Source organism: Alicyclobacillus acidoterrestris, assembly GCF_022674245.1.
GTDB classification, from domain to species: Bacteria; Bacillota; Bacilli; order Alicyclobacillales; family Alicyclobacillaceae; genus Alicyclobacillus; species Alicyclobacillus acidoterrestris.
In genome coordinates this window covers 1,502,803-1,525,422 of the sequence record NZ_CP080467.1, presented here as the reverse complement: position 1 = coordinate 1,525,422, position 22,620 = coordinate 1,502,803, and the positions used below count along the sequence as shown (strand labels likewise).

The 22,620-nt window shown below is 54.8% G+C and carries 20 protein-coding genes; 10 read left to right on the top strand and 10 right to left on the bottom strand.

Features of this window, described 5'->3' with window-relative positions:
- Nucleotides 1-28: 28 nt before the first annotated feature.
- The 3 genes from K1I37_RS06975 to K1I37_RS06965 all read right to left on the bottom strand — a co-directional run bounded on the left by K1I37_RS06975 (nt 29) and on the right by K1I37_RS06965 (nt 5,153).
- Nucleotides 29-1,732 (bottom strand): beta-mannosidase, encoded by a 1,704-nt coding sequence (locus K1I37_RS06975; RefSeq protein ID WP_021297566.1) that lies wholly within the window; start codon nt 1,730-1,732, stop codon nt 29-31.
- Nucleotides 1,733-1,936: 204 nt separating this feature from the next.
- Complete coding sequence (locus tag K1I37_RS06970; protein WP_021297565.1) at nt 1,937-4,102, bottom strand: HelD family protein; 2,166 nt, start codon at nt 4,100-4,102, stop codon at nt 1,937-1,939.
- A 73-nt stretch (nt 4,103-4,175) separates the two neighbouring features.
- On the bottom strand, nt 4,176-5,153 hold the full coding sequence (locus tag K1I37_RS06965) for a magnesium transporter CorA family protein (protein WP_021297564.1): 978 nt from the start codon (nt 5,151-5,153) through the stop codon (nt 4,176-4,178).
- A 274-nt stretch (nt 5,154-5,427) separates the two neighbouring features.
- Here K1I37_RS06965 and K1I37_RS06960 point away from each other — a divergent pair, with 274 nt between their 5' ends.
- Nucleotides 5,428-5,595, top strand: a complete 168-nt coding sequence (locus tag K1I37_RS06960) for a hypothetical protein (protein WP_021297563.1) — start codon at nt 5,428-5,430, stop codon at nt 5,593-5,595.
- A 24-nt stretch (nt 5,596-5,619) separates the two neighbouring features.
- On the opposite strand, the gene K1I37_RS06955 is transcribed toward K1I37_RS06960, so the two are convergent.
- Nucleotides 5,620-7,245, bottom strand: a complete 1,626-nt coding sequence (locus K1I37_RS06955; RefSeq protein WP_021297562.1) for a long-chain fatty acid--CoA ligase — start codon at nt 7,243-7,245, stop codon at nt 5,620-5,622.
- Between the two features lie 223 nt (nt 7,246-7,468).
- On the opposite strand from K1I37_RS06955, the gene K1I37_RS06950 reads away from it, so the two are divergent.
- A complete protein-coding gene (locus tag K1I37_RS06950; protein WP_021297561.1) occupies nt 7,469-8,254 on the top strand; it encodes a CDP-alcohol phosphatidyltransferase family protein in 786 nt (261 codons plus the stop codon).
- Nucleotides 8,255-8,328: 74 nt separating this feature from the next.
- Nucleotides 8,329-9,612 carry a WD40/YVTN/BNR-like repeat-containing protein gene (locus K1I37_RS06945; protein WP_021297560.1) on the top strand — a complete coding sequence of 428 codons (1,284 nt, stop codon included), beginning with the start codon at nt 8,329-8,331 and terminating at the stop codon, nt 9,610-9,612.
- 59 nt (nt 9,613-9,671) lie between these two features.
- On the opposite strand, the gene K1I37_RS06940 is transcribed toward K1I37_RS06945, so the two are convergent.
- Nucleotides 9,672-10,214 (bottom strand): cysteine hydrolase family protein, encoded by a 543-nt coding sequence (locus tag K1I37_RS06940; RefSeq protein ID WP_021297559.1) that lies wholly within the window; start codon nt 10,212-10,214, stop codon nt 9,672-9,674.
- Between the two features lie 103 nt (nt 10,215-10,317).
- On the opposite strand from K1I37_RS06940, the gene trmB reads away from it, so the two are divergent.
- Nucleotides 10,318-11,037: a tRNA (guanosine(46)-N7)-methyltransferase TrmB gene (gene trmB, locus K1I37_RS06935; protein WP_021297558.1), complete on the top strand. Its 720-nt coding sequence runs from the start codon at nt 10,318-10,320 to the stop codon at nt 11,035-11,037.
- 568 nt (nt 11,038-11,605) lie between these two features.
- On the opposite strand, the gene K1I37_RS06930 is transcribed toward trmB, so the two are convergent.
- The 4 genes from K1I37_RS06930 to gluQRS all read right to left on the bottom strand — a co-directional run bounded on the left by K1I37_RS06930 (nt 11,606) and on the right by gluQRS (nt 16,122).
- Nucleotides 11,606-13,054 carry an aldehyde dehydrogenase family protein gene (locus tag K1I37_RS06930; RefSeq protein WP_021297557.1) on the bottom strand — a complete coding sequence of 483 codons (1,449 nt, stop codon included), beginning with the start codon at nt 13,052-13,054 and terminating at the stop codon, nt 11,606-11,608.
- Nucleotides 13,055-13,191: 137 nt separating this feature from the next.
- Nucleotides 13,192-14,319 carry a Gfo/Idh/MocA family protein gene (locus K1I37_RS06925; protein WP_081654181.1) on the bottom strand — a complete coding sequence of 376 codons (1,128 nt, stop codon included), beginning with the start codon at nt 14,317-14,319 and terminating at the stop codon, nt 13,192-13,194.
- An 11-nt stretch (nt 14,320-14,330) separates the two neighbouring features.
- Complete coding sequence (locus K1I37_RS06920) at nt 14,331-15,128, bottom strand: HAD family hydrolase (RefSeq protein WP_021297555.1); 798 nt, start codon at nt 15,126-15,128, stop codon at nt 14,331-14,333.
- A 4-nt stretch (nt 15,129-15,132) separates the two neighbouring features.
- Nucleotides 15,133-16,122, bottom strand: coding sequence for a tRNA glutamyl-Q(34) synthetase GluQRS (gluQRS, locus tag K1I37_RS06915; protein ID WP_021297554.1), 990 nt, complete (start codon nt 16,120-16,122; stop codon nt 15,133-15,135).
- A gap of 155 nt (nt 16,123-16,277) precedes the next feature.
- Between gluQRS and K1I37_RS06910 the strand changes: the two genes are divergently transcribed.
- Together K1I37_RS06910 and K1I37_RS06905 are read left to right on the top strand one after the other, a co-directional pair.
- Nucleotides 16,278-17,255 (top strand): aldo/keto reductase, encoded by a 978-nt coding sequence (locus K1I37_RS06910; protein ID WP_021297553.1) that lies wholly within the window; start codon nt 16,278-16,280, stop codon nt 17,253-17,255.
- Between the two features lie 287 nt (nt 17,256-17,542).
- A complete protein-coding gene (locus K1I37_RS06905) occupies nt 17,543-18,562 on the top strand; it encodes an FTR1 family iron permease (protein WP_021297552.1) in 1,020 nt (339 codons plus the stop codon).
- Between the two features lie 61 nt (nt 18,563-18,623).
- Here K1I37_RS06905 and K1I37_RS06900 read toward each other — a convergent pair whose 3' ends face one another.
- Nucleotides 18,624-19,187 (bottom strand): thioredoxin family protein, encoded by a 564-nt coding sequence (locus K1I37_RS06900; RefSeq protein WP_021297551.1) that lies wholly within the window; start codon nt 19,185-19,187, stop codon nt 18,624-18,626.
- A gap of 156 nt (nt 19,188-19,343) precedes the next feature.
- On the opposite strand from K1I37_RS06900, the gene K1I37_RS06895 reads away from it, so the two are divergent.
- The 4 genes from K1I37_RS06895 to K1I37_RS06880 all read left to right on the top strand — a co-directional run bounded on the left by K1I37_RS06895 (nt 19,344) and on the right by K1I37_RS06880 (nt 22,597).
- The gene (locus tag K1I37_RS06895; protein WP_021297550.1) at nt 19,344-20,693 is read left to right on the top strand and encodes a beta propeller repeat protein; all 1,350 of its coding nucleotides are present in this window, start codon (nt 19,344-19,346) and stop codon (nt 20,691-20,693) included.
- A 101-nt stretch (nt 20,694-20,794) separates the two neighbouring features.
- The gene (locus K1I37_RS06890; protein WP_021297549.1) at nt 20,795-21,067 is read left to right on the top strand and encodes a hypothetical protein; all 273 of its coding nucleotides are present in this window, start codon (nt 20,795-20,797) and stop codon (nt 21,065-21,067) included.
- Nucleotides 21,068-21,070: 3 nt separating this feature from the next.
- Nucleotides 21,071-21,448 (top strand): spore coat protein, encoded by a 378-nt coding sequence (locus tag K1I37_RS06885; RefSeq protein ID WP_021297548.1) that lies wholly within the window; start codon nt 21,071-21,073, stop codon nt 21,446-21,448.
- Nucleotides 21,449-21,460: 12 nt separating this feature from the next.
- Nucleotides 21,461-22,597, top strand: coding sequence for a zinc-dependent alcohol dehydrogenase (locus K1I37_RS06880; RefSeq protein WP_021297547.1), 1,137 nt, complete (start codon nt 21,461-21,463; stop codon nt 22,595-22,597).
- Nucleotides 22,598-22,620 lie beyond the last annotated feature (23 nt).

Below are 22,620 nucleotides of genomic sequence, written 5' to 3'. Positions count from 1 at the left end.
TGACCCGGAGCGCCTGCAGACACAGCCCTTACGCGCCAGCATAACTGTCATAGAAACTCATGACGTGTAACTGAACCACGAACTGTAAAGCGCTCAACGGTTCAAACAGCCAGGACTTGCGTACGTAAACCGTTTTCGGTTGGCCTGGTACAACATCAAACAAATTGTCCGAAAATCGATAGCCTCCCGCGAGACGAAGCTCTACGTATTTTGCAAGGTGCTTGGCCGACACCACAATCTCAAACGCGTCACCCACGTCTCGCACCTGAAGCCGTAAAGCCGGATCAACCCAGTTGTAGCGATTCACAGGACAAAACTGGACAGTATCCGCCGACAAGAGCGCGCCATTGCACTCAAATTGGTAGGCAAACGACAATGTACGGCGACTGCTAGCACTGATGAGTTCTTCGGAAAAATCGAGCTCTGGTAACTGCCAAGTAGACAATCCGGCGACGCAAACGGGAACTCGCCCAGACAAGATGACTTCACCGACATGACTCAACAACTGCCAGTCTAACAATCCTTCCACCGGCGTCACACGGTCGTTCGTGACGTGTAATGTTACCCGGGTATCATTAGAACAGGCACTGACAAGCACCGGTGCATAAAACCGCTGAGCGAAGTAATGAAGTGCCTGCCATTGTCCGCTACCATCCAGACTGGACCATGTAATACTCGGCCAACGTTGATTTAACGGCCAATCCAATATGCCAATCGAGCCGATTCGCTGGCGACGAGCGGCTTCTACCTCGCTTCGAATCGCCTTGGCCCGCTGCAGTTCTACTAGATACATGCGCGCGGCGAGATCTTTGGCAAACCTGAACCCGCCTTCCAAGCCGATTCTCCGGTTGGAACGCACAAGCTTTGGCCGCGTGCTGTCCAAACCCAAACGTTTCCAGACACAATCGCCACTGGATGGTCGCAACTTCATCGGGTTGTCACTCGTCACACGCGCGCGATCAAGCGACCAAATGCCGAAAGAGGGATGGTGAAAAATCCGTAAGAATTCATTCTGGACAGTGGTTACCCACCGATTCTTTGCATCATCCCCCCAAACCGCCGCTTGTTTCGGAGCCGTAAACGTCTGCCATATGATGAGGCCTAGTTTATCACAACAGTCGTAAAACTCGTCTTCTGGGAATTCCCCGCCACTTGCCACACGAATCATATTAAAATTTGCTTCCACGCAAGCCTGGAGCAGGTGTCGCATTCGCGCCGAATTTATCCGTCCATCCGGGGTGCGTTCAGGATAGTAAGTAGCACCCTTGAGAAATAGGTCAATCCCATTGACAACACACGCAATCGCCTCTCCAAACTCCTCAGTTGTGCGTCGAATTTCGATTGTCCGCAGACCAATCGTGAAGTTGCGGCGCTCGAGGCGTTCTCGACCGCGCACAACACTTGTCTCCAATTGGTACAGAGGCTGATTGCCGTAGCCGGCTGGCCACCACAACGCTGGCTGGGTAACCTCGATAACCACTTGCGCAGTTCCCTCGACAACCGGCTGAGATAGCGCTTCCATTGTGCCGTCAGGATGCGTCAAGACGACATCGACAGAGAGTGGGTACGTGCTTGATTGACACTTGATCACGACGTCGACCGTCAACCGCACCACACCGTCGCGATGATGTTGCGAAATGCGCACGTCGTGTAGACCTGCATCCCATTGACAAAGTGCCTCAGAACCCCACGCGTCGCTAAATCGCGTGCGATTATCCCCGAATTGTTTCATGGCCACACCTCATTCGACAAAAGTGATCCCGCGCCTGTTCTGCTTCCGATACGTACCGATAGGCTAACGATACCACAATCGCATCAAAAAGTTTTCAATAATTTTCGTTGTTATTACTAACAGGTTAGTCTCATCGGCTGAAAGGGTAGGTGCAATTCGGGTGGACCAACGTGCGTCAGCGACGGCGACTAGCGCCAACCTTTATTAGGTGGCGCTGTGCCGTTCGCTCACGTCCGATGGTGGAATCAGTGCACAGAGATGATCTGTATAGTGGACGTGCAGTTTATGAAGTGCCCGCGTACAACCGACGTACAGTAATTTGGCGGACAAGGAGGAAGTGTCATAGTGATGATCATCGACATCGACGAGCAACACTGCATCAAATTCGAGTCCCTTGGCTAAATAAATCGGAACGATTGAGATACCGCCGTGATATTCGCTCTGCTTGGCGTCAATCAAGTGCGCATCCAGTCCCGCTTCGAGACAAGCGTTATGGTAGACGTGTGCATCTTCTTCGGTGCGCGTCAGCAACGCCACTGTGGTCGCGGTCTGCCGCAACTCATTAAGTTTGTCAACGGCGTCATCGAGTCTGGTGCGCCAATCGACTTCCTCAACGACCACAGGTTCCCCACTGCGAAACACTGGCTTCGCCTCGCGAAACTGACGAAATGGTCGAATGATGGCATTGGCGAACTCAATAATTTCAAAGGTCGAACGGTAGCTGACATCCAACTGGTAATATGCGGAGCTGCCTTCCGGAAACTGTGACAGAAACGCATCCCAATCTGTAATTCCTTGATAAGTATGAATGCTTTGCGACAGGTCACCCAGGATGGTAAACGATCCACTGGGACAATAATTGCGCATGATGGCGAGCTGGAACGGAGAAAAATCCTGGGCCTCATCCATCACGACGTGATGGAACCTGTCTCTTGCATCCACGCCGTACAACCGCCAATGGATATAGAGCATCGGCGCCAGGTCTTCGATTTGAACTTCGTATCGCGCACCGCGTTTTTTCGGCGGTTGAATGCTTACCGAACTGATGCCCGGCTGATCTGCAAGAAATGAACGATAAATCGCAAACGGCGTAAAATCTGGCCACTGGCGCTCGTACGCTCGGTAATTTGCCGTTGCCGTTCGTTTTTGCGCCTTCTTATCGAAGTCGGGGAAGTCTTTAAGTTGCATTTCCATCCAGCGTTTCACGCGGCCCATTACGCGGGTGCGCCGCTGATGTAGCGGATAATTGCTGTATTCCTCGTGAAACCAGGCGGCAATCTTCGTATACGGCAGCGTGTGACCAGGAAACGGGGTAAAATCGAGCTCAGGAACACACGTTTTTTCAAATTCTGTTAGATAATCGGCCAGCGCATCCCGGAATGCAAGACTTCCTTTCTGCTCCACATCCCGGTATTGCGCGCGCCGAGCGCCCGCTTCCTTCAGCCCGAACCAGTCGCGCAGGCGGTGGCTCACATCGCCTAAGCCCACCTCGTAATCGAGAATGCGCAACGCCCAGTTGGCAAACGTGGTCTGCTGAATGCCGCCCACGCCAAGCTCAGGCAACACCTCGGAAATATAATCCACGAACATCGCGTTCGGCGCAAAAATCGCCATTCGCTCTGCCGCCATCTTCTCCTGATGTTGATACAACAAATAGGCTAAGCGATGAAGGGCAACCGTTGTCTTACCACTGCCCGCTACCCCTTGAATCACCACAGCCAGGTTTTTGTCCGCCCGGATGATGTCATTTTGCTCTGCCTGGATGGTGGATACGATGTCGCGCAGTCGGCTGTCCTTATTTTCCGCCAGGCGATACAGCAAGAACTCGTCCGTCGTGGCAGTCGTCTCCTGGCCATGCACGTAACTATCGACGACGCGCAGTAACTCGCCGTCGCGAACGACGATATTGCGTTTGAGATAGACTTTTCCCTCGATGGTGCCTTCCGGAGACTCATAGGCGGCCACGTCCCCTTGTCCCGTAAACGAATAAAACACACTGGCCGCCGGCGCCCGCCAGTCGAGAATCATTCGCTGTGCCGTATCTGGGTCGTCCACACCGCGCTTGCCGATGTACATCATCTCAACCTGCTCCGTGCCATCGGCGCGAAAATCAATGCGACCGAAGTACGGTTCGCGCTGTGCCATGCGAAGTTTGCGGAACCGCTCACGCGCTAAGTCCTCAACTGTCGCATCCGCGATTTCATCCGCGGTAAGCGCCTCATCGGCATCTTCATCTTCGTCAATTTCGAGAAGTCTTGTACCGTCTCGGCTGAGTTGTTTGCGAATTTGTGCGAGTACGTAGTCCAAATGGTCGCGTTCTTCCTGAAGTGGATCTTTAGGGGCAGAATCGAATGAACCCGATTCCATCATGAAGATACCTCCAGCGTTTGAATTCGTGAACCATCATGGTATCACATCCAACGAAGGAGGTAAATTGGATTACTTATATCCAATTGCGCTTTCGAAACACCCGAATCATCCATATACACAAGCCCACCATGATTGCGACGACGAGTACCGTACTCCACCATGACCGCTGAAAAGGCAACGGGACATTCATTCCAAAAATACCCGTAATCAGCGTCAACGTGGCCGTCAGCGTCGTGATGATGGTCAACATGCGAATGGCTTCGTTCGTCTTGGCCGTTCCATAAGATGAATAGGTCTCCAGCGCACTACTGACGAGATCGCGAAAAATTTCAATGGAATCGGAAATGCGCTCCAGGTGGTCCGTCAAGTCCATATAATACGGTACGTTGTCCTTGTGAACCTCGAACGTGTAGCGAGTGCCCGTACCCACCGTCGAGAAAATCCGACGCTGTGGATCGATCACGCGGCGCATGAGCACAATCGTCCGCTTCAACGACAAGAACTCTTCCGTAATCGCCAAGGCCGGATGTTCGTAGATTTCGACCTCGAGCTCGTCAATACGGGCGGAAATCCGCTCGATGATCGGAAAATACGTGTCGGTGATACCATCGACAATCGCGTACAGCAGGTAATCGGGCCCCTTCGTCATATAGTGCGGCGTCTTGCGCGAGACATCCGCAATTCTGCCGATGGACTCAATTGGATTCTTGTGTACCGTGACCACATAGTTTTTCCCCAAAAAGACGTTCAGTTCCTCGCTGTCGATTTCAGGGTCGCGGTCTTCGTTGTACCGAAGCGCGTGAAGTTCGAAAAAGTCATAACCGTCGTAACGGTCGACCTTCGATCTCGGCGAGTCATAAATACAGTCCTCAATCGCCAGTGCGTGAAACGAAAAAATCCGCCCTAACCACTGCAAATCGCGCGGTTGCCAGTCAAACAGGTCAACCCACAGGAGGTTTCGCTCATCCGCTAGGAGGGTGCTTATTTGGTTCAAGTCTACGTCGTGATGCATGGTCCCGTCTGCATGTTTGTAGAAGTATGTTTTAATCATGACAAATTCCTCTTTTTACCCCTGGGATGCGCTTGCTACGCGGTGTGTCACACATTACCATACCCGCACCGCCTAAACAGTACTCTAGTTACACGCAGCAAACCAAATGACCGTCCCTGTGCCATTCAGCTTGAGCGTACCGCAAACCCGCAGCAAACGTCCAGCACAACATTTCGCAAACCATTCGCAACGAAAAGACAACATATTGCTAAGCGGACATCGGCATCCTACGACAGTGGGTGTGTCAAGGCGTTTCGTAGTTGGAGGGATGAAGATGGACGATGAAAAGCGCCAGATGGATGTATTTCAAGTCATGCGCCGTTTCCCACAACTGCAGCGGTTGATGACGAAAGCGGGGCGCATTGACCCCCACTCCGATATTCAACACGCCCGCTCGCAGGCGCGCAAACCCGTCGACAATCCAGACGATATTCGCGATTGACACCTTGTGCGGTCCGCCGGGATGCTAAGCCTGCACCGCGAGCTCCCCCCGGCGGTATTGCTCGCGAAGCGTTCTCTTCGCAAACTTGCCAACACTCGTCTTCGGGATTTCATCCAAAAAAACAAATGCCTCCGGAATCCAGAAGTTCGGGACTCGCCCCCGCAAAAATTGGCGCAGCGCGTCGCTTGGCTGTTTGAGATCTGCGCCTCTTCGCAACACGACACACGCCAACGGCCGTTCCTGCCACAACTCGTCTGGAATCCCGATGACCGCCGCCTCGACGACATCCTCGTGCGCCATCAAAAGATTTTCCAAGTCAACGGAGGAAATCCACTCGCCACCGCTCTTAATCAAATCTTTACTCCTGTCTACAATCTGCAGATAGCCCTCTTCATCCATCGTCGCAATGTCGCCCGTTCGAAACCACCCATCGACAAACGCTTGTGCTGTCTCTTCCGGGTTGCGATAGTACTCGTTCGCTATCCAAGGTCCGCGCAGCCAGAGTTCTCCCCGCGACACGCCGTCGTGCGGGACAGGTCGTCCGGCATCGTCGACCAGCTTCATCTCCAATCCGGGCACAAGTAGCCCGGTCTTGGTGCGGTAGCGAATTTGTTCGTCAGCAGACAATTGCAAAATCGTGTGTTTCGGAGCGCCCAAAAATGTCACAGGACTCGTTTCCGTCTGACCGTATCCTTGATAAATGGCGACGCCGAGCTCCTCCTGGTACGCTCGCACCAAACTCTCTGGCAGTGCCTGTCCACCGCTGATGAGCGTCCGCACGCGACGAAAGTCGTACTTTCCAGGATGCTTTCGCACATGTTCCAGCATCCCCATCCACACAGTTGGCACACCGGCGCTAAATGTCACGCCTTCACTCACAATCAAATCAGCGATATCCGCCGGGCTCGGCCGCGCGCCAGGCAAGACAATTTTCGCGCCAGACCAGAGGTCACAAAACGGACGCCCCCAGGCATTCACGTGAAACATTGGGACAATCGGCAGACTTGCATCCGAGTCGTCCAACGCGAAATACCCTGTCATAAACATCAAAGCGTGCAGGTATAGGCCGCGATGCGAATAGAGCACACCTTTGGGATCACCCGTCGTCGCAGAAGTATAAGCGAGTATCGCAGGTGTCGATTCGGCAAAGTCTGGATAGTCGTAGACATCCGGCATATCGGCGATAAACGCCTCATAGGAGATTGCACCTGGCAATACGTCGGAGACGTCGAGCTTGTCGGTCAACACGACGTATCGCTCTACCGTCTGCAATTGACTTGCAATGGGTGCAATCAGCGACACGAGGTCCTCGTCCACGAACAGAATTTTGTCGTTCGCGTGATTGATGGTGTATACCAATTGATCCGCGGAAAGGCGGATATTCACTGTATGTAAAATGCGTCCAGAGCATGGCACCCCGTAGTACAATTCCAGATGTCTGTCGTGGTTCCACGCAAACGAAGCTACTCTGTCTCCTGCTGTGATTCCGGCGTGATCGAGTGCATGTGCCAATTGCGCCGCGCGACCAATCATGTCACGGTACGTATAGCGCCGCCGTCCGCTCGCCGTGCGCGTAACAATCTCCTGCTCGGGATAGACGAGATTGGCGCGATATAAAATGGACTTCAACAATAGTGGAAAATCAGTCACAACAGACAACTCCTTGCACTTGCGATATCATTCCGACACGCCGCCGAAGCATCGTCTCCTCCTTATTATAGAAGACGCGTCACCCTGATGAAAATCATGGGATGTGACAACACTTGACAAGCAACTGTCGCCGTTTAATGATTAGTCCATTCAGAGATAGTGTCGCGGTCAATGCCGCGGCTGTACACAAGGTGTACGATGAATTCAGAGGGAAGGTCTTGAAGTGAAGTTTACAGATACCTATTTCTTTCGTTGTGCTGACAGTCCATACGTGCGCCATCCAAAGCCGTGGGATACGTACACAACGCTGCCGCTGTCCGTTCCGATTTCGGAGTGGTTGTGCAAAACGCGTTTGACACCAAACGCTATTTCGGTCATCTCGATGTTGTTCGCCATCGCGTCAGCCGTGGTGTTCTACTTCGCCACGCCGCTCGCGCTCGTCATGGGTGCCATCTTGTTCCACATCTCGTACATCCTCGACTGTGCGGACGGGTACAAGGCGCGCAAAATGAACATGGCGTCGAAAGTTGGCCACTGGATAGACCATACGTTTGACGAAATCAAAAAGCCCATTCTCATGATTGGCATTTATGCAGGTCAGTACGAACACCTCGGTTCGCTGCCGTTATGGGCCTGGATTGGCGGATTTCTCTACTTATTTAGCCGCGTTCTCGTAAAAACAGACAGCACCGTAAAAAAGGCGCCATCCGAAGCAGACTCTGAGCCTGATCGGAAACTGACGCGCGCGGCGGGATCGAATATGTTGTTAACACCCCGTCAGCAGTGGCTGTTCCGCCACTTCGGCATTGTCATTTTATTTACGTCAATTGAAGCGCAAGCTATCGCCTTTGTCGTCGGCCCAATTTGCCAGCTGCCCATGCTTGGCTTCCTGGTGGCAGGCTCCTTATCAATCCTGTGGGTTCTCGTCGTCGATGGCGTATTGTACTGGCGCCGCCAACTTCGCGCACAAGCGCGTGCCAAGAGCGAGCGAGATCTCGGCGTCCGTTGACACGCATTTGAAATACTCAGGACTGAAACAGATGCCAACGAGCGCCCATCAGGAATGGAAAGGATGTGACACATGTGCAATTCGCTCCCTTGCAACGCGTGGCCTGCAGCTGTCTCTTAATCTTTTGCCTGGCTGGCTGCACGACGCCATTCGCGCGTTCTACTCCAGCGAGTGTCACATCCAAACCCGACCACAGTGCCGCTGAGCAATCAACCGACACGAGTGCAGCCCAAGGCAACCCGCTAACGGCTACAAGCAGTGGCGATGCCACCTTCGAAGACAAACTGCACCTGCGCGACGCACATCTGCAGATGTTAGACACTTCGAAGGGCTTTGCGTGGGGATACGTTGGGCATACGTTCAAACTGTATAAGACCACCGACGGCTGTGTAACATGGCAAAATATTGCACCACCTGCGATACCATCATATGACGTCTCGTCACTAGGCCCGGGCAATATTGGCTACACAGATGCCTACTTTATCGGCACAGCGAATGGATACCTAGGGGCGCTCGCGTTCATGCAGGCGGACGGGGTTCACGTACTGACAAGCACCGAGACCGACGACAGCCATGACAGCCACCTGTGGCACAAAGTGGTGGTTCCATCGCCTGGAGACGCGACGCATATCGGTCAAATCTGCTTTACGACGCCCAAATACGGGTGGATGTTGTTACTCGGCGATGGCGCCAGCGGTGCAGCGCCCAAATATCTGTACCGCACCACGAATGGCGGAATGACGTGGCAGGAGGTAAATTCGTCCACCGCTGCCCTTCCCCACAATGGCGTGGATGTCGATATGACTTTTTCTCAAGACGGCGTACACGGCATCCTCACCACGGTGGATCCGCTGACCCACTCTCCCATTGTGGAAGAGACCTCAGACGGGGGGCGGCATTGGCAGACTGTTCTCGATTCCCTGACCGGAATTCATCTAACAGACTCCGTCACGGATGTAACACCATTTACGCCCACGCTGGAAAACGGAATGGAGCACGCGGAATTTTTTGTGGAGTCACCCGACGGCGACAAACTTCTGATGATTGCCAAGGAAATGAAGGGTGGCTTGATATCGCACACGTTGTCCGTCAGCAATGTCCAAGCCCTGACTTGGAGCGAATCAGCGGCGACAGTCGTGTCGCGAAAGGACGACCGAGATATCGTCATGCACAGTGATGACGACGGACAGGACTGGAGGACTGTCGGAAGTATTCCGGACTCCTTGGCTGATGACACGACAACTGTACAAGACTTCCAAATGTTTGGCCAAGTAGGTTGGCTGTTGCTTCAAAATGATACACTCACGCCAACCCTACTAAAGACCACCGACGGAGGGGCACACTGGACGACGGTGTAGCCCTGCTGTTGCGAAACGCCCCTTGTACGCCCTTATGCATAACGCGCTGAAGGGTGGGTTCAATCGACTATCTTGGTGTGGAAACAAAGCGCCATCTGCTCTATAAACGTATCGTGATTCGCAGTGAAGGTCGCGCAACCGCGCCGGTGAACGACCGTTTGAAACCCCTCGTCGTAAGCGCCCGCCGCAGTCAAGAAATCGCAAATGTCGGTGCAAACACCCGTGATATGAACCGTGTCCACGCCGCGTTCCCGAAGTTTATCCGCGAGTCCTGTCCGATGAAAAGCGTTGTAACTCTGCTTTGGAACAAAGAGGACGTCCGAATCGTCCTTGGCGGACTCATACCACGCCTCGAGCTCGCCATACAGCCGATGCCCCCACGATCCGACAACATTATGCGGCGCCCACTCCTGAAAGTGCGAATCATCTGGCTGATGTGTGTCCATGCAGATGACCACCAAGTTCCCGTTGTCCCGCATCTGCTTCGAGACCTGCAAAATGTAGGGAACAATGGCCTGCGCCCTTTTGCCAGCAGTCAAACTACCGTCATCTGCGACGAAGTCGTTCGACATATCAATGATTAACAGCGCTTCCTTCCTCATGGAAAACTCCCCCTCGATCCGCCTGTCATCTACCAAATCCACTTTGCCTTTGTCCTGATTGTAATGTACCATGCAAAAGATGAATTGAGTAAGGAGGCTCCGTATGCGCTACCGTGGAGCTCGCCACTTACCTGAGTGGCTAGAACAAGGGGCGGCAGTGTTGCGCGACAACCGCAAAGACGACCTGACCGACACCTTTCAGGCAATAGATAAACCCATTTGCATCGAAGTTGGCTGCGGCCGAGGTGGTTTCATACGCCAAATGGCAAAACTGTGGCCAGATGTGATGTTCATAGGCATCGACAAAGTTCCCGCAGTCATCGCCAAAGCCGCCGCTACTTCTGTGGAACAGGGACTGACGAACGTCCTGTTCATCATCGGCGACATCGAGGATATTGCACCCAAATTGGATACGCATCGCGTCCAACAAATCTTCCTGAACTTTTCCGATCCGTGGCCGAAAGCCCGCCATGCAAACCGCCGGCTGACCGCGCACAAAAAGCTAGACATCTATGCCCGCCTGCTGTCCGAGGACGGCGTACTCGAGCAAAAGACGGACAACCAGGCGTTCTTTGAATGGTCTGTCGAATCCATTGCCGATGCAGGCTGGTCGCTGCTGCGCGTCGAACGGGGATTTGCGGCAGTGGACGTGGAGGCTGGCGGTGTGGAAGCCAGTGGCGTGGGAGCCGGGAGTATGGGAACCAGCGGCGTGGGAGCCGGGGGCACGATTTCCAGCCAGTTTGTCCAAACCGAGTACGAGCAGAAATTCCGCGCTCAAGGCATACCGATTCACTACCTGTGCGCACGGCCGCCGAAGGCGTGATTTGATGCGTCTACAGCGTCAGTCGGTTGGCGGGATGGGGCATCGGGAGCGCGGTGGGGACCGGGGCCGGGCGTATCGGCGCAGATAAGGCACAATTTGTGCACTATTTCCGGACTTCCGCTAGATTTGGAGCACTTAAGACACCTGAAATGCCTTATCTACTGAAAAGCTGCCCGATAAAGGCAAAAATCACGGGATTAGCGCAGATTTGATGTCTTATTGGCACAAAAAGACGCGCTCCTGTCTTAATAAGACATCTCCGGGCCGGGCGGCGCGGAGTGCCGACGGATCGTTGAGCCGGCTGCCGGCGAATCGGCGAATGGCCGGGCACACCAGGAGCATCAGACACATCTCGGGCGCCGCGCCGCAGGGTGCCTCCCTCGCCCTGGCCCACGGTACTCCGCTCCACGCCCCCAACCAACACAAATAGGGCCGAAAATCGGCCCTATTTGTGTTACCTGTCACAGTTTCCGATCCGCGCATCTGTACCGCCTACCGCCTACCGCCTACCGCCTACCGCCCGTCAATGCGATCCGGCGGCGGGCAGTGCGCGGATTCCGATTGGCGGTCACTCAGAAAACGCGCCCGTGCGGAAGGCGACCATTTTAATCTCCATCATGTCCTGCATCGCGTAGCGGACGCCTTCGCGGCCAGTGCCACTCTGTTTGACGCCGCCGTAAGGCATCTGATCGACGCGGAATGTCGGGATTTGATTGATGAGCACCGCGCCCATTTGGAGTTCGCGGGTGGCGTGGAGGGCGTGATCGATATTCTTTGTGAAGACACCGGCGTTCAAGCCGTACGGCGTGCTGTTCGCGACGCGAATCGCCTCGTCCCAGTCATCGAACGGGGCGAACAATGCGACTGGCCCGAAAGCTTCCTCCTGGCTGAACTCTGCATCTGCAGGAACGTCGGTCAGGACGGTAGGCTCCATCACGCGCCCATCAATCTTGCCGCCCGTGACAATTTTCGCGCCTTTGTCCACGGCGTGCTTGAGCCACGTCGCCAGTCTATCGGCCGCATCCTGGTTGATAAGCGCGGAAATGTCCGTGTCTTCGTCCAGAGGATTGCCGATTTTCAGCGCTTTGGCGCGCTCGGCCACCATCTGCGTGAACTTGTCGTAGATACTGCGGTGAACCAGGATGCGCTGAATGGAGATGCAGACTTGCCCATTGTAGCTAAACGCCCCCGCGGTCGTTTCGTCGGCAATTTTGCTCAGTTCCGTATCGCTGAATCCTTCGTCGATGATGAGCGGCGAATTCGATCCCAATTCCAGCGTGACCTTGCGCAGACCAGCCTGAGCACGAATCAATTTGCCGACGCGCGGGCTGCCCGTGAAGGTGACGAATGCGACATCGGGGTGCGTCGTGAGAATCTCGCTAAGTTCCTTACCGTCGCCTGGAATAATGTTGAGTACACCATCCGGGAGGCCAGCATCCTTGAAGATCTTGGCCAACACGAGCGCGGACAACGGTGTGTGCTCTGCGGGCTTTAAGACAATTGTGTTCCCCGCCGCAATTGCGGGGCCGACTTTGTGGGCCACGAGGTTCATCGGGAAATTAAACGGAGTAATCGCCGCCACGACGCCCATTGGTTCATAAATCGTGTACGCCGTGTGATTTTCGCCGTGCGGCGCTGCGTCGAGTGGCACCGACTCACCGCGAATATCCCGCGCGGCCTCGGCTGCAAACAGGTAGGTTTGTACCGTCCGTTCGACCTCGCCGCGGGCGGCTTTCAACGGCTTCCCGGACTCGCGTGCGATGGTCTCTGCCAACTCCCCGGTTCTATCAGAAATCAGTTGCGCCGCAGATCGCAGAATGTGTGCGCGCTGCCAGGCTGGCACCTTGCGAAACGATTCAAATGCTCGCCGCGCCGACTCAATTGCGTCGCGGGCGTCATCGACTGATGCATAGCCGATTTGTGCAATCACTTCGCCCGTGTGTGGATTCTCCAGCGGCACGTGACGCTTCGCATCGACCCACTCTCCGTCTATCCACAACTGTGATATTCCAACCATATCTCATCCCTCCAGGTTTAGCTTTTCCTTCATTGAAATCGAGATTCGTGACACAAGGCCGTCGCCCGCAACGACTTTTCTCCACCGTAACGACTTCTCTCCCTAGTAACCCCTATTCGATCTTCATCTTAACACAGTCACGCGATAACCACGTGCTCACCTGCACGCTGCCCAGAGGCAAGGACCGCTTCGACGACAGCCTGCGCGGCAACCGCCTCGTCGAAGGTGGCAACGGGAATGTCCAGTTCTGCCCCAGCCATCCGCTGTGTAAAGGCGGCGAGACTCGTCGCGTGCAGATTGAGATGCGCATTGGCCGCAAATTTTGCGCCAAGTGGTTGAACGACAGGCGAGTGCTTGGGTGGAGCGAACGTCACATCGGCGCGATAGGTATGCACTTGGGCGCCACAATACGCGTCGAGTGGAATGTACACGACACCTTTTTCGCAGACAATTTCAATAAAATCCCGTTCACGTCCATAGTGTACCCGCGATACCTCAACGGTGCCAACCGCACCATCCTGCATCCACAATGTCGCCGATGCCCAGTCATCGACGTCGACGACCTGCTCGCCGGACGCCCCCTGACGGCGTTTTACTAATGTCTCGGTGGTGGCCGAGACGCGCGCAACCTGGCCGAGCAGCATATGTATCGTGTCAAACAGGTGGATTCCTAAATCGATGGTCGCACCGCCACCCGAAACGCTGTTCTCGAGGCGCCAAGACATTGCGCGCTGGGGGTTTAAATAACCGCCGTGCATGAGCTCCGCTCGAAATGTCAGAGGGCGGCCGAGGGAGCCAGACGAGATCCAATCTCGCGCCTCGATGACAGCTGGATGAAACCGGTAAATGAGCGCAACCTGATTGGTAAGACCTGCACTGTTGACGAGCGCCGCGAGCCGTTTTGTCTCCGCAAGCGTATGGCTCACTGGCTTCTCACAGTAAATTCCCCACTGAGCCTTCACAGCGTGCTCAATCGCTGCGGTGTGGGCGATGTTCGGGGAGGCGATATCGATAGCGTCGATATCCCTGTCCGCAAGCGCCGACAATTGATCTGTAACGCACGCAAACGTCTTTTTCGCCTGGTGCGCACTCGCGCTGTCGAGATGGCGTACGACGGCCGTATCCCAGATGGTCACTGGTGCCGGAACTGCCGCAGCGATGTTCAACTGGCTCGCCAACACGTGAACGCGCCCAATGTATCCATAACCGTGTAACGCAAAGCGAACCGCATCCTCATTTCGCATCATGCCTGCCTCCTGTTTCAAGTGCCCACCTCTTAGGACACCTGTTCATCGACGAAAAACGCTTCAAGCCACCGCGCGACGCCGTCCTCGTAGGACGCGTGCGTGCGCGTGTCGGCATAGGCAAACAAATCCGGATTCGCGTCGGCGACGGCCACGCCAATCCCTGCCTGAGACAACATCGAAGCGTCGTTCATCTCGTTGCCAAAGGCGATGGTATGCCCGCGTTCAATCCCAATCCCATCCGCCAACAGTGCAATCGCCTGTCCTTTCGATATCCCTTTCGCGTTGATGTCGACAGTCCGGTCGTCCGTGCGCGTAAACTCGATGTCCTCGTCTGAAAACGCAGCGGTCAATCTCGCAAGTACCTGTTCCATCACACCGTCCTGCATGAGCACCGTCAATTTATAGACTGCCTCGTCCCCGATCTCGTCCACCACGCGCGCCGGCCACGCGAAACGCGTCCGGATAGTTTCGTCCCCCGATCGCAGCAATAAGCGCTCGTCGTCTGTCGTCACCGTCACCACCGTGGGCAACCCGACAAGTGCCTGCTCAAGCCTTTTGGCAATCGACGCGTCAATCCGTTGATGCTTGAGTACTTGCCCATCCTGCCGCCCAATCCACGCGCCATTGGATGCCACCACATAGCACGGCACGCCAAGAAACTGGGCCACGTGCTCCATATGGTCCCAGTGCCGGCCACTGGCCAACACAATCACGTGTCCCGCCTCGTGAATCCGTGCAAACGCCGCACGCGCACGCGCGCTTGGGTACCCATTTGCATGCAACAACGTCCCATCTAAGTCCGTGCTAATCAACCATCTAGTTGCCATGTTGTCATCCTGCCTCCTCATTTGCGCCCACATCCCTCAAGTGAAGGACCCGTGCAGACATCGCGTCCAATCGAACGGGGTGTTTGGGCACTTTCGCGAGCTCAAACCTATCAGTCAAATTATCTAGAGAAATCGGCTGACATGTGTCGCAAAAACCAGCCAAATAACCAATCACGCCTAAAATTTCCTCAGCAGCTACACCTGCTTCGCGCATCGCCCGCAGCGTAATGGAGCGATTGCGCTTCGCCAGCCGCTGTCCCATGACATCCAAGACAATCGGCACATGGGCGAACATCGGGATCGGCTTGCCGAGCGCATTGTACAACGCAATCTGACGTGGCGTCGAAGGCAGTAAATCCATCCCGCGCAACACGTCCGTCACACCCATCTCGGCGTCGTCGACCACCACCGAGAGCTGGTACGCAAACACACCGTCGGCGCGGCGGACAATAAAATCTCCGCCCATCGCCATATCCACTCGCTGAACGCCAGCAACCGCATCGACAAAGGAGATTTCCCCTTCAGGCACGCGAAACCGCAGCGCCGGATGCTTGTGCACTGCCAATTCAGCCTGTTGTGCTGGCGTCAAATCTCGGCAAATTCCCGGATATCGCGGCTCATCAGCAAACAATCCGTGTGGCGCGGACGCGACCTGCGCCAATTGCGCGCGGCTACAAAAGCACGGATACAGCCGCCCATGCGCCTCTAACTGCGACAGTGCTTCCTCATAAAGCGAAAGCCGTTCCTGCTGACAATACGGCCCGTAGGGCCCTTCGACGTCGGGACCCTCATCCCAATCCAAACCAAGCCAGCGCAAATCAGCTAAGGTCTGCTGTACATATTCCGATTTCGATCTCGCCCCATCGATGTCCTCAATACGCAGCACGAACGCGCCAAAGGCAGATCTCATCTGTAACCAAGACAATACAGCCGTAAACGCGTTTCCTATGTGCAACTCGCCCGTCGGGCTAGGTGCAAACCGGCCCCGTCGCACGTCTGAAGCCCCCTTAACCCTTCACGTTCTCCTTTTTTCAGGGTAACGCAAAGCGTGGGAGAATGCGAGATGGCGGACGTGCCCGACCGTTTGGTGTTGCCAGAGGATTACGGTACACTAACCTTGAGATGAATCGTAGAAAGGGGATATCTGGCTTGAAATACAACTATTTAGGCCGTAGTGGTCTCAAAGTCTCCGCACTGGGCCTTGGCACCAACTCGTTCGGCGGCCGCGCTGACGAAGCGACGTCTATCCGCATCCTCAACGAAGCGATTGAACGCGGTATCAACTTCATCGACACCGCGAACATCTATACCAACACGGCTTCCGAGACCATCATCGGCAAGGCGCTCGCAGGCGGCAAGCGCAAAGATGTCATCCTCGCCACGAAGGTCGGCATGCCCCGTGGGGAGGCGCCGAACGCGGGCGGATCGTCACGGAGAGAGATCATGGAACAAATCGACGAGAGCCTTCGCCGCCTGCAGACCGATTATGTAGATCTCTACCAGATACATACCCTCGATGCGAAAACGCCGCTCGAAGAGACGTTGCGCGCCTTGGATGACCTCGTTCGCGCCGGCAAAGTTCGCTACATTGGCGCTTCCAACTACCAAGCTTGGGAGTTGATGAAGGCGCTCAACATCAGCGAACGCGAACACCTCAGCCGCTACGTGGCGATTCAGCCGTGTTATTCGCTGGCAGATAGAACCGTAGAAGTGGAACTAGAACCACTCTGCCTCTCGGAAGGTGTCGGCATGATTCCGTATTTCCCGCTCGCAGGTGGCATTCTGACCGGCAAATACGCTGGTGGTCAGACGCCAAGCGGCTCGAGAATAGAGAAAGAACCTCACTTCAAACAGCGCCTCGACGAACAGCGTATCGCACTCGGCGACGCGGTTCAGTCGCTGGCTCAAGAACTGGGGACGACCGCCGGGGCCTTGTCAATCGCTTGGCTGATGCATCGCCCGTCTGTGTCGACGGTCATCGTCGGCGCTTCGCGTCCTGAGCAAGTCGCCGACAACGCAGTGAGCACACAGATTGAATTGTCTGCCGAGACGCTGCAGCGCCTTGACGAGTTGAGCGAACCGTTCAAATACACGCGCCCATTCGCTGTATTCCGCCCCTTGGCTTAAGTCACTAGAACCTTCAACCGAAGCGCATGTCGATTACGCCCCGACGGTACCTTGCCGCCGGGGCGTAATCGATCCCCCTTGCGATTGCATAGAACCGCAACTAGAACCGCAACCAATCAATCCATCGCAACAGACGAAATTCCCGACCCCATACATCGTAAATTAGCGCGGACTAACTCTTGCACTTCGAAAGCCCTAACGTTAGAATAGGCGATGCAAACATGACCTGATTAGTCAGGATTCATACAAACGGAATCATTTTATCATCCAACCTAGGGGGAACCACCATGGTACATACCGTCCAAAAAACCCTCGGCATACGCAGGCTGCTCGTGTTGGCTGCAGCTGTGATTGTCGTCGGTGTCCTGGTCTGGCAAGGTGTCACAGCGAACGGCAATCCAGACCCAACGAACAAACACCTCAGTCATGGCGCTGCCATTGTCGACACAGGCATCCTCGTATTCCGGGAGGGCCTGGAAACGATTCTCGTCCTGTCCGCCATCACGGCGAGTCTCATCCGCACTCGACAGGTATACTGGCGGCCCATTTCAAGCGGTGCGGGCCTCGCATTTGCCGCGACTATCGTCACCTGGTTTGTCGTCGTCGGCATCATCTCATTAGTCGGCCAAACCACCCCTGAGTTGGACATTCAGGCTGGTACTGGACTGCTCGCGATTATCGTGCTGCTTATCGTCATGAACTGGTTTTTCCATAGAATTTATTGGACCGGTTGGATCTCGATGCACAACCGCAAAAAGAAAGAGATTATCACCACACTGGAGTCTTCCTCGGAATCCGGTGCCGACTCGTCCGCACTGGAAACAGCGAAGTCGGTCGCCTATAAAGGACTGCTCGTCCTCGGCTTTACTTCCGTCTACCGCGAAGGCTTTGAAGTGGATTTATTCCTTCAGAGTACGCGGATGCAGCTCGGGTCTGGCGTAGTCGTCATCGGCGCAGCGATTGGCCTGTTCTTGTCGCTCATCGTCGCCGTGCTCACATTCCTCGCACACCGCAAGCTGCCATACAAAAAGATGTTGGTACTCACGGGTGTCATGCTGGGCGTCGTTCTACTCGTCATGGTGGGCGAACAGATTCAGGAGATGCAGCTTGCTGGCTGGATGGGCACAACCACCATTCCCGTACACATCCCCGATTGGGTGGGTCTCTGGTTCTGCGTATTCAACAATGTCCAGGGCATTATCGCGCAGATTATCGCCGCGCTGTTTGTCATCGGTTCCTACTTTGGCGCACAGTACGCTCGCGTTTGGAAACCCCGTCGACAACATGCCAAAAACGCCACGGCGTAAGGCGCGTATTCCAAAAGCGGAGGAGCCAAATGGCCCCTCCGCTTTTTTGTGTCTCGAATCATCACAGAGCTTTGAGAATGTCCGCGATTTCCTCGACAATCAACTTCTGATACGCCGTATCCGTGCCATAGCGCCGCATAATTTCTTGGCGCGTCGCCTGCAACTTCTCTTGGTAATCTGGCGCATCCCGGTTGGGATTCTCCGCCTTGAACGCGACCATAGGCTCCTGCACATAGGTTGGGCGTGGTCCCCAACGCCCGACGACATCGCCGCCTTCGTCGACAAACAAGACAACGGGAATCGAGCGCCCGCCCATGGTCAGAAACTGATCTATCGTCTCCAAATGGTCTTCCATAATCAGCACTTCCGTTGGGATATGAGCGGCTTCCATCAAGCGAAATACGACAGGCACATTGCGTACCACATCGCCACACCAGTCTGCAGCAATGACCACGCATCGCAAGCCACTGTTGTTGTAGTTTTCAAAAAATGAACGCGAAGTTTCATCCGGCCAAGCAAATTTTTGGTACCAATCCTGGAATTGCTCCTGGTTCTTGGTCATCCCCTCAACAAACGCTTTCGGAGAGATGCCCTGCCCTGTCTTCTCAGCGAGATTTATCGCCATTTTTCCTCACCTCTTACCCCATTGTAACAGTGCGCGCACGGCATTCAACGGGCGTTTCATCCGCCCGCTGCACGATGCATGAGCCGTCAAAACGGGGAAAACCTAATGAGCAGTCATGCGACAAACCAACGACTGGTTGAGATAGGAGGCCATAATATGAGACTGCCTCGCACCTTGGCGTCTTTGCTCACGTTCACCATGATTATCGGACTCACAGGATGTTCCGTAACGAGTAACAACGACACCGGTCAACCAGGAACCGGCCGAGGCAAAGCGGATTCACTTGGGACGTTCACCGGTGATCCTCGAACGTCATTAAAAGATACACCGGCCGACACAGCCGGCCTCGTTCACCAAAAGCCAACCGATGCCAGCCTTCCTGCTACCGTATCCCTGGCAGCGCTCCAAAAGAGTAACACATTCTACAACATGGAGATGTTTGATGGAAATGTCGGCTACCGCTGGGGATATCTGCACGGCAATTTTGCCCTTGAACGAACAGAGAACGCCGGGGCAAACTGGTACTCCATCGCGTTGCCAAGAACCTTGCCACTTGCGCAGTTGAATACAGGTACCGGTGCAGTGGAGAATCCGACCGTTCAGGTGACAGATGAAAACTCGATTTATATATTCGCAGTCACCGGCTCTACACTCCTCAACTTGCACACGGACGATGCCGGGCATCATTGGACACAGACCTCCCTGCCCTTGCCGACGAGCGGTCTGCAATTGGAAAGCGTGAACTTGCTAGGTGACCAAGACGGATTCATTTTGTTGAGGGGACAAGGCAAGCAGTCCGCCACTCACCAACTCTACCGTCTGCTAAACAAAGCGACGACAGCAGTCGCACTGCACGTTTCCGGCAATGGGAAAGATGCTGGCCTGCCCGCAAGCGCGCAGGCAGTCGTTCACTTCACCAATCCACAAGACGGTTGGTTGGTCGCTGTCACGACGGACGGGAAAGTGCACCTGTACGATTCGCACAACGGGGGAAACACCTGGACTGCTTCGACGTTCCACACGCCACCTGGGCTCACTGGCTTCAAGGCGGTTCGCGTGTACGAACCATCGCGGTTGGAACAAGAGGGGAACTTCCTCGTCCGGTATGCCAGGCAAACGAACAAAGGTACACAATATCATCTTGTTATGTTCCGCTCCGTCAACGGCGGCAACAAGTTTACAACACGCGTCGAAGACCAGCTATTTGACGCCGTCTCCGACTACATGGGCAATCCCGTCTCGTTCCTGAACCAGGACTACGCGTTCGCCATCAACGACCAACGACTCGTCGCTTCGTGGGACGGTGGCATGACATGGCGCACCATTCACTCTTCGTCCCTGGAGACCACGCTGAATGCATACCCGCGCGTACTGGCGACGGACTTCGAATCAGACACGTTAGGTTACCTGCTGCTTCAAACCGCAAATTATCAACGCACGGCATTCGTCAAAGTGACGTTGAACGGGACGAGCTCGTGGGCAGATGCACAGGTCGTCAGTCACTGACGACGACGCTCATCACAAGGCGAGAAGTCACCTATCTGTCTGAAAGCGGACGATGGGCGGCCATCTCGCCTTCGCATTTCAACCTTTAAGGAGGAACGCCCATGCCACAACCACCACTCACCATCCACGAGGCAATGGAAGTACACGAGTTGCTGAACTTCGAGACGATTTGCGCGATGAAAGCAAAAGGCATGGAAGGGCTCGTCACAGATAGAGAATTGAAAGCATTGATGGAACAAATCTTACAGCAGTCCATTCAGGCGATTGAAAAATTGCAACCACTCTTGGCGGGGTTGCCACTGTCAGGCAACCAACCCCCTTCCATGCTCCAACAGACGCCGATGCCCCCAACGCAAAATGCGGAGGTGAAATGAAGCATGGCAAACATGGATACCAAGAAAGTTGATGTAGACATCGAACGTTTCAGCAATTTGATACCGATCGCCAATCAATCTGCGGCGCTCGAATGTCTACTCACCATCAAAAGCGGGGTTCGCAACTACGCCATTGCACTGACCGAATGTGCCACGCCTGAAGTTCGAACTACCGTTCGCAACCAGTTGAACGCCCTGCTCGATATGCACGAAAAACTCAGTGCACTGATGATTCGCAAGGGTTGGCTGCAACCTCACACCCCCGCACAACAGTTTCAAATGGACATTCAATCAGCCCAGATGACGACGTCTATTTGTAAATTGCCGCTCTTCCGCGACCGGGCGCCGATTCTCGAAACATTCGATACTCCACAACACTGAGGAGAGACCATCATGAAGGCAGTGACGTATCAAGGTATTAAAAATGTGCAAGTGAAAGAAGTCCCTGACCCCAAAATCGAAAAACCAGACGACATGATTATTCGCGTCACCAGTTCTGCTATCTGTGGATCAGATTTACACCTCATCCACGGCATGATTCCTGGGCTACCGAAGAACTACGTCATTGGCCACGAACCGATGGGGATTGTCGAAGAAGTTGGCCCAGAGGTCACAAAATTAAAGAAAGGCGACAGAGTCATCATCCCGTTTAACGTGGCTTGTGGCGAGTGCTTTTACTGCACGCACCACCTAGAAAGCCAATGCGAGCGCGCCAACCCATATGAGGACACCGGCGGCTTCTTCGGCTATTCCCATACAACGGGCGGCTATGCCGGCGGTCAAGCGGAATACCTGCGCGTGCCATTTGCCAATTTCACGTCGTTCCGCCTCCCCGACGACTGCGAACTCGAGGACGAACGACTCGCACTCATCGCGGACGCCATGACGACTGCCTACTGGAGCGCTGACAACGCAGGAATTCAGGACGGGGACACCGTCATCGTGCTCGGATGCGGCCCAGTCGGCTTACTTACCCAAAAATTCGCCTGGCTAAAGGGCGCCAAGCGCGTTATCGCCGTCGATTACCTCGACTACCGACTAGAGCACGCAAAGCGCACGAACAACGTGGAAATCGTCAACTTCGAGCAACAAAAAAGTACGGGTGCTTACCTCAATGAGCTGACGAAGGGCGGCGCCGATGTCGTGATCGACTGCGTTGGGATGGACGGAAAAATGACGCCAGTCGAGATGATAGAGACCGCGTTGAAACTGCAGGGAGGGACCCTTGGGGCCATCGAGATCGCGACAGAAGCTGTACGGCGCGGCGGCACCATTCAGGTGACGGGCGTGTATGGCATGCGCTACAACGGATTTCCGCTCGGGCATATCATGAACCGCAATGTGAATCTGCGCACCGGTCAAGCCCCGGTCATCCACTACATGCCGTACATGTACGAGTTGATAAGCTCTGGCAAGGTCGATCCCGGCGACATCATCACACACACCCTGCCACTCGACCAGGCGCACCACGGTTATGAGATCTTCGATTCGAAAAGCGACGGATGCATTAAAGTCATTCTCAAGCCATAACCATCCGGCATGGCACTGACGCA

Coding starts and splice junctions, on each gene's coding strand:
- K1I37_RS06930 (WP_021297557.1), bottom strand. CDS start 13,054: ATGGTTGGAATATCACAGTTGTGGATAGACGGAGAGTGGGTCGATGCG.
- K1I37_RS06940 (WP_021297559.1), bottom strand. CDS start 10,214: ATGAGGAAGGAAGCGCTGTTAATCATTGATATGTCGAACGACTTCGTC.
- K1I37_RS06900 (WP_021297551.1), bottom strand. CDS start 19,187: ATGGCGATAAATCTCGCTGAGAAGACAGGGCAGGGCATCTCTCCGAAA.
- trmB (WP_021297558.1), top strand. CDS start 10,318: ATGCGCTACCGTGGAGCTCGCCACTTACCTGAGTGGCTAGAACAAGGG.
- K1I37_RS06920 (WP_021297555.1), bottom strand. CDS start 15,128: ATGGCAACTAGATGGTTGATTAGCACGGACTTAGATGGGACGTTGTTG.
- K1I37_RS06970 (WP_021297565.1), bottom strand. CDS start 4,102: ATGATGGAATCGGGTTCATTCGATTCTGCCCCTAAAGATCCACTTCAG.
- K1I37_RS06885 (WP_021297548.1), top strand. CDS start 21,071: ATGGCAAACATGGATACCAAGAAAGTTGATGTAGACATCGAACGTTTC.
- K1I37_RS06905 (WP_021297552.1), top strand. CDS start 17,543: ATGGTACATACCGTCCAAAAAACCCTCGGCATACGCAGGCTGCTCGTG.
- K1I37_RS06880 (WP_021297547.1), top strand. CDS start 21,461: ATGAAGGCAGTGACGTATCAAGGTATTAAAAATGTGCAAGTGAAAGAA.
- K1I37_RS06890 (WP_021297549.1), top strand. CDS start 20,795: ATGCCACAACCACCACTCACCATCCACGAGGCAATGGAAGTACACGAG.
- K1I37_RS06975 (WP_021297566.1), bottom strand. CDS start 1,732: ATGAAACAATTCGGGGATAATCGCACGCGATTTAGCGACGCGTGGGGT.
- K1I37_RS06960 (WP_021297563.1), top strand. CDS start 5,428: ATGGACGATGAAAAGCGCCAGATGGATGTATTTCAAGTCATGCGCCGT.
- K1I37_RS06895 (WP_021297550.1), top strand. CDS start 19,344: ATGAGACTGCCTCGCACCTTGGCGTCTTTGCTCACGTTCACCATGATT.
- K1I37_RS06965 (WP_021297564.1), bottom strand. CDS start 5,153: ATGATTAAAACATACTTCTACAAACATGCAGACGGGACCATGCATCAC.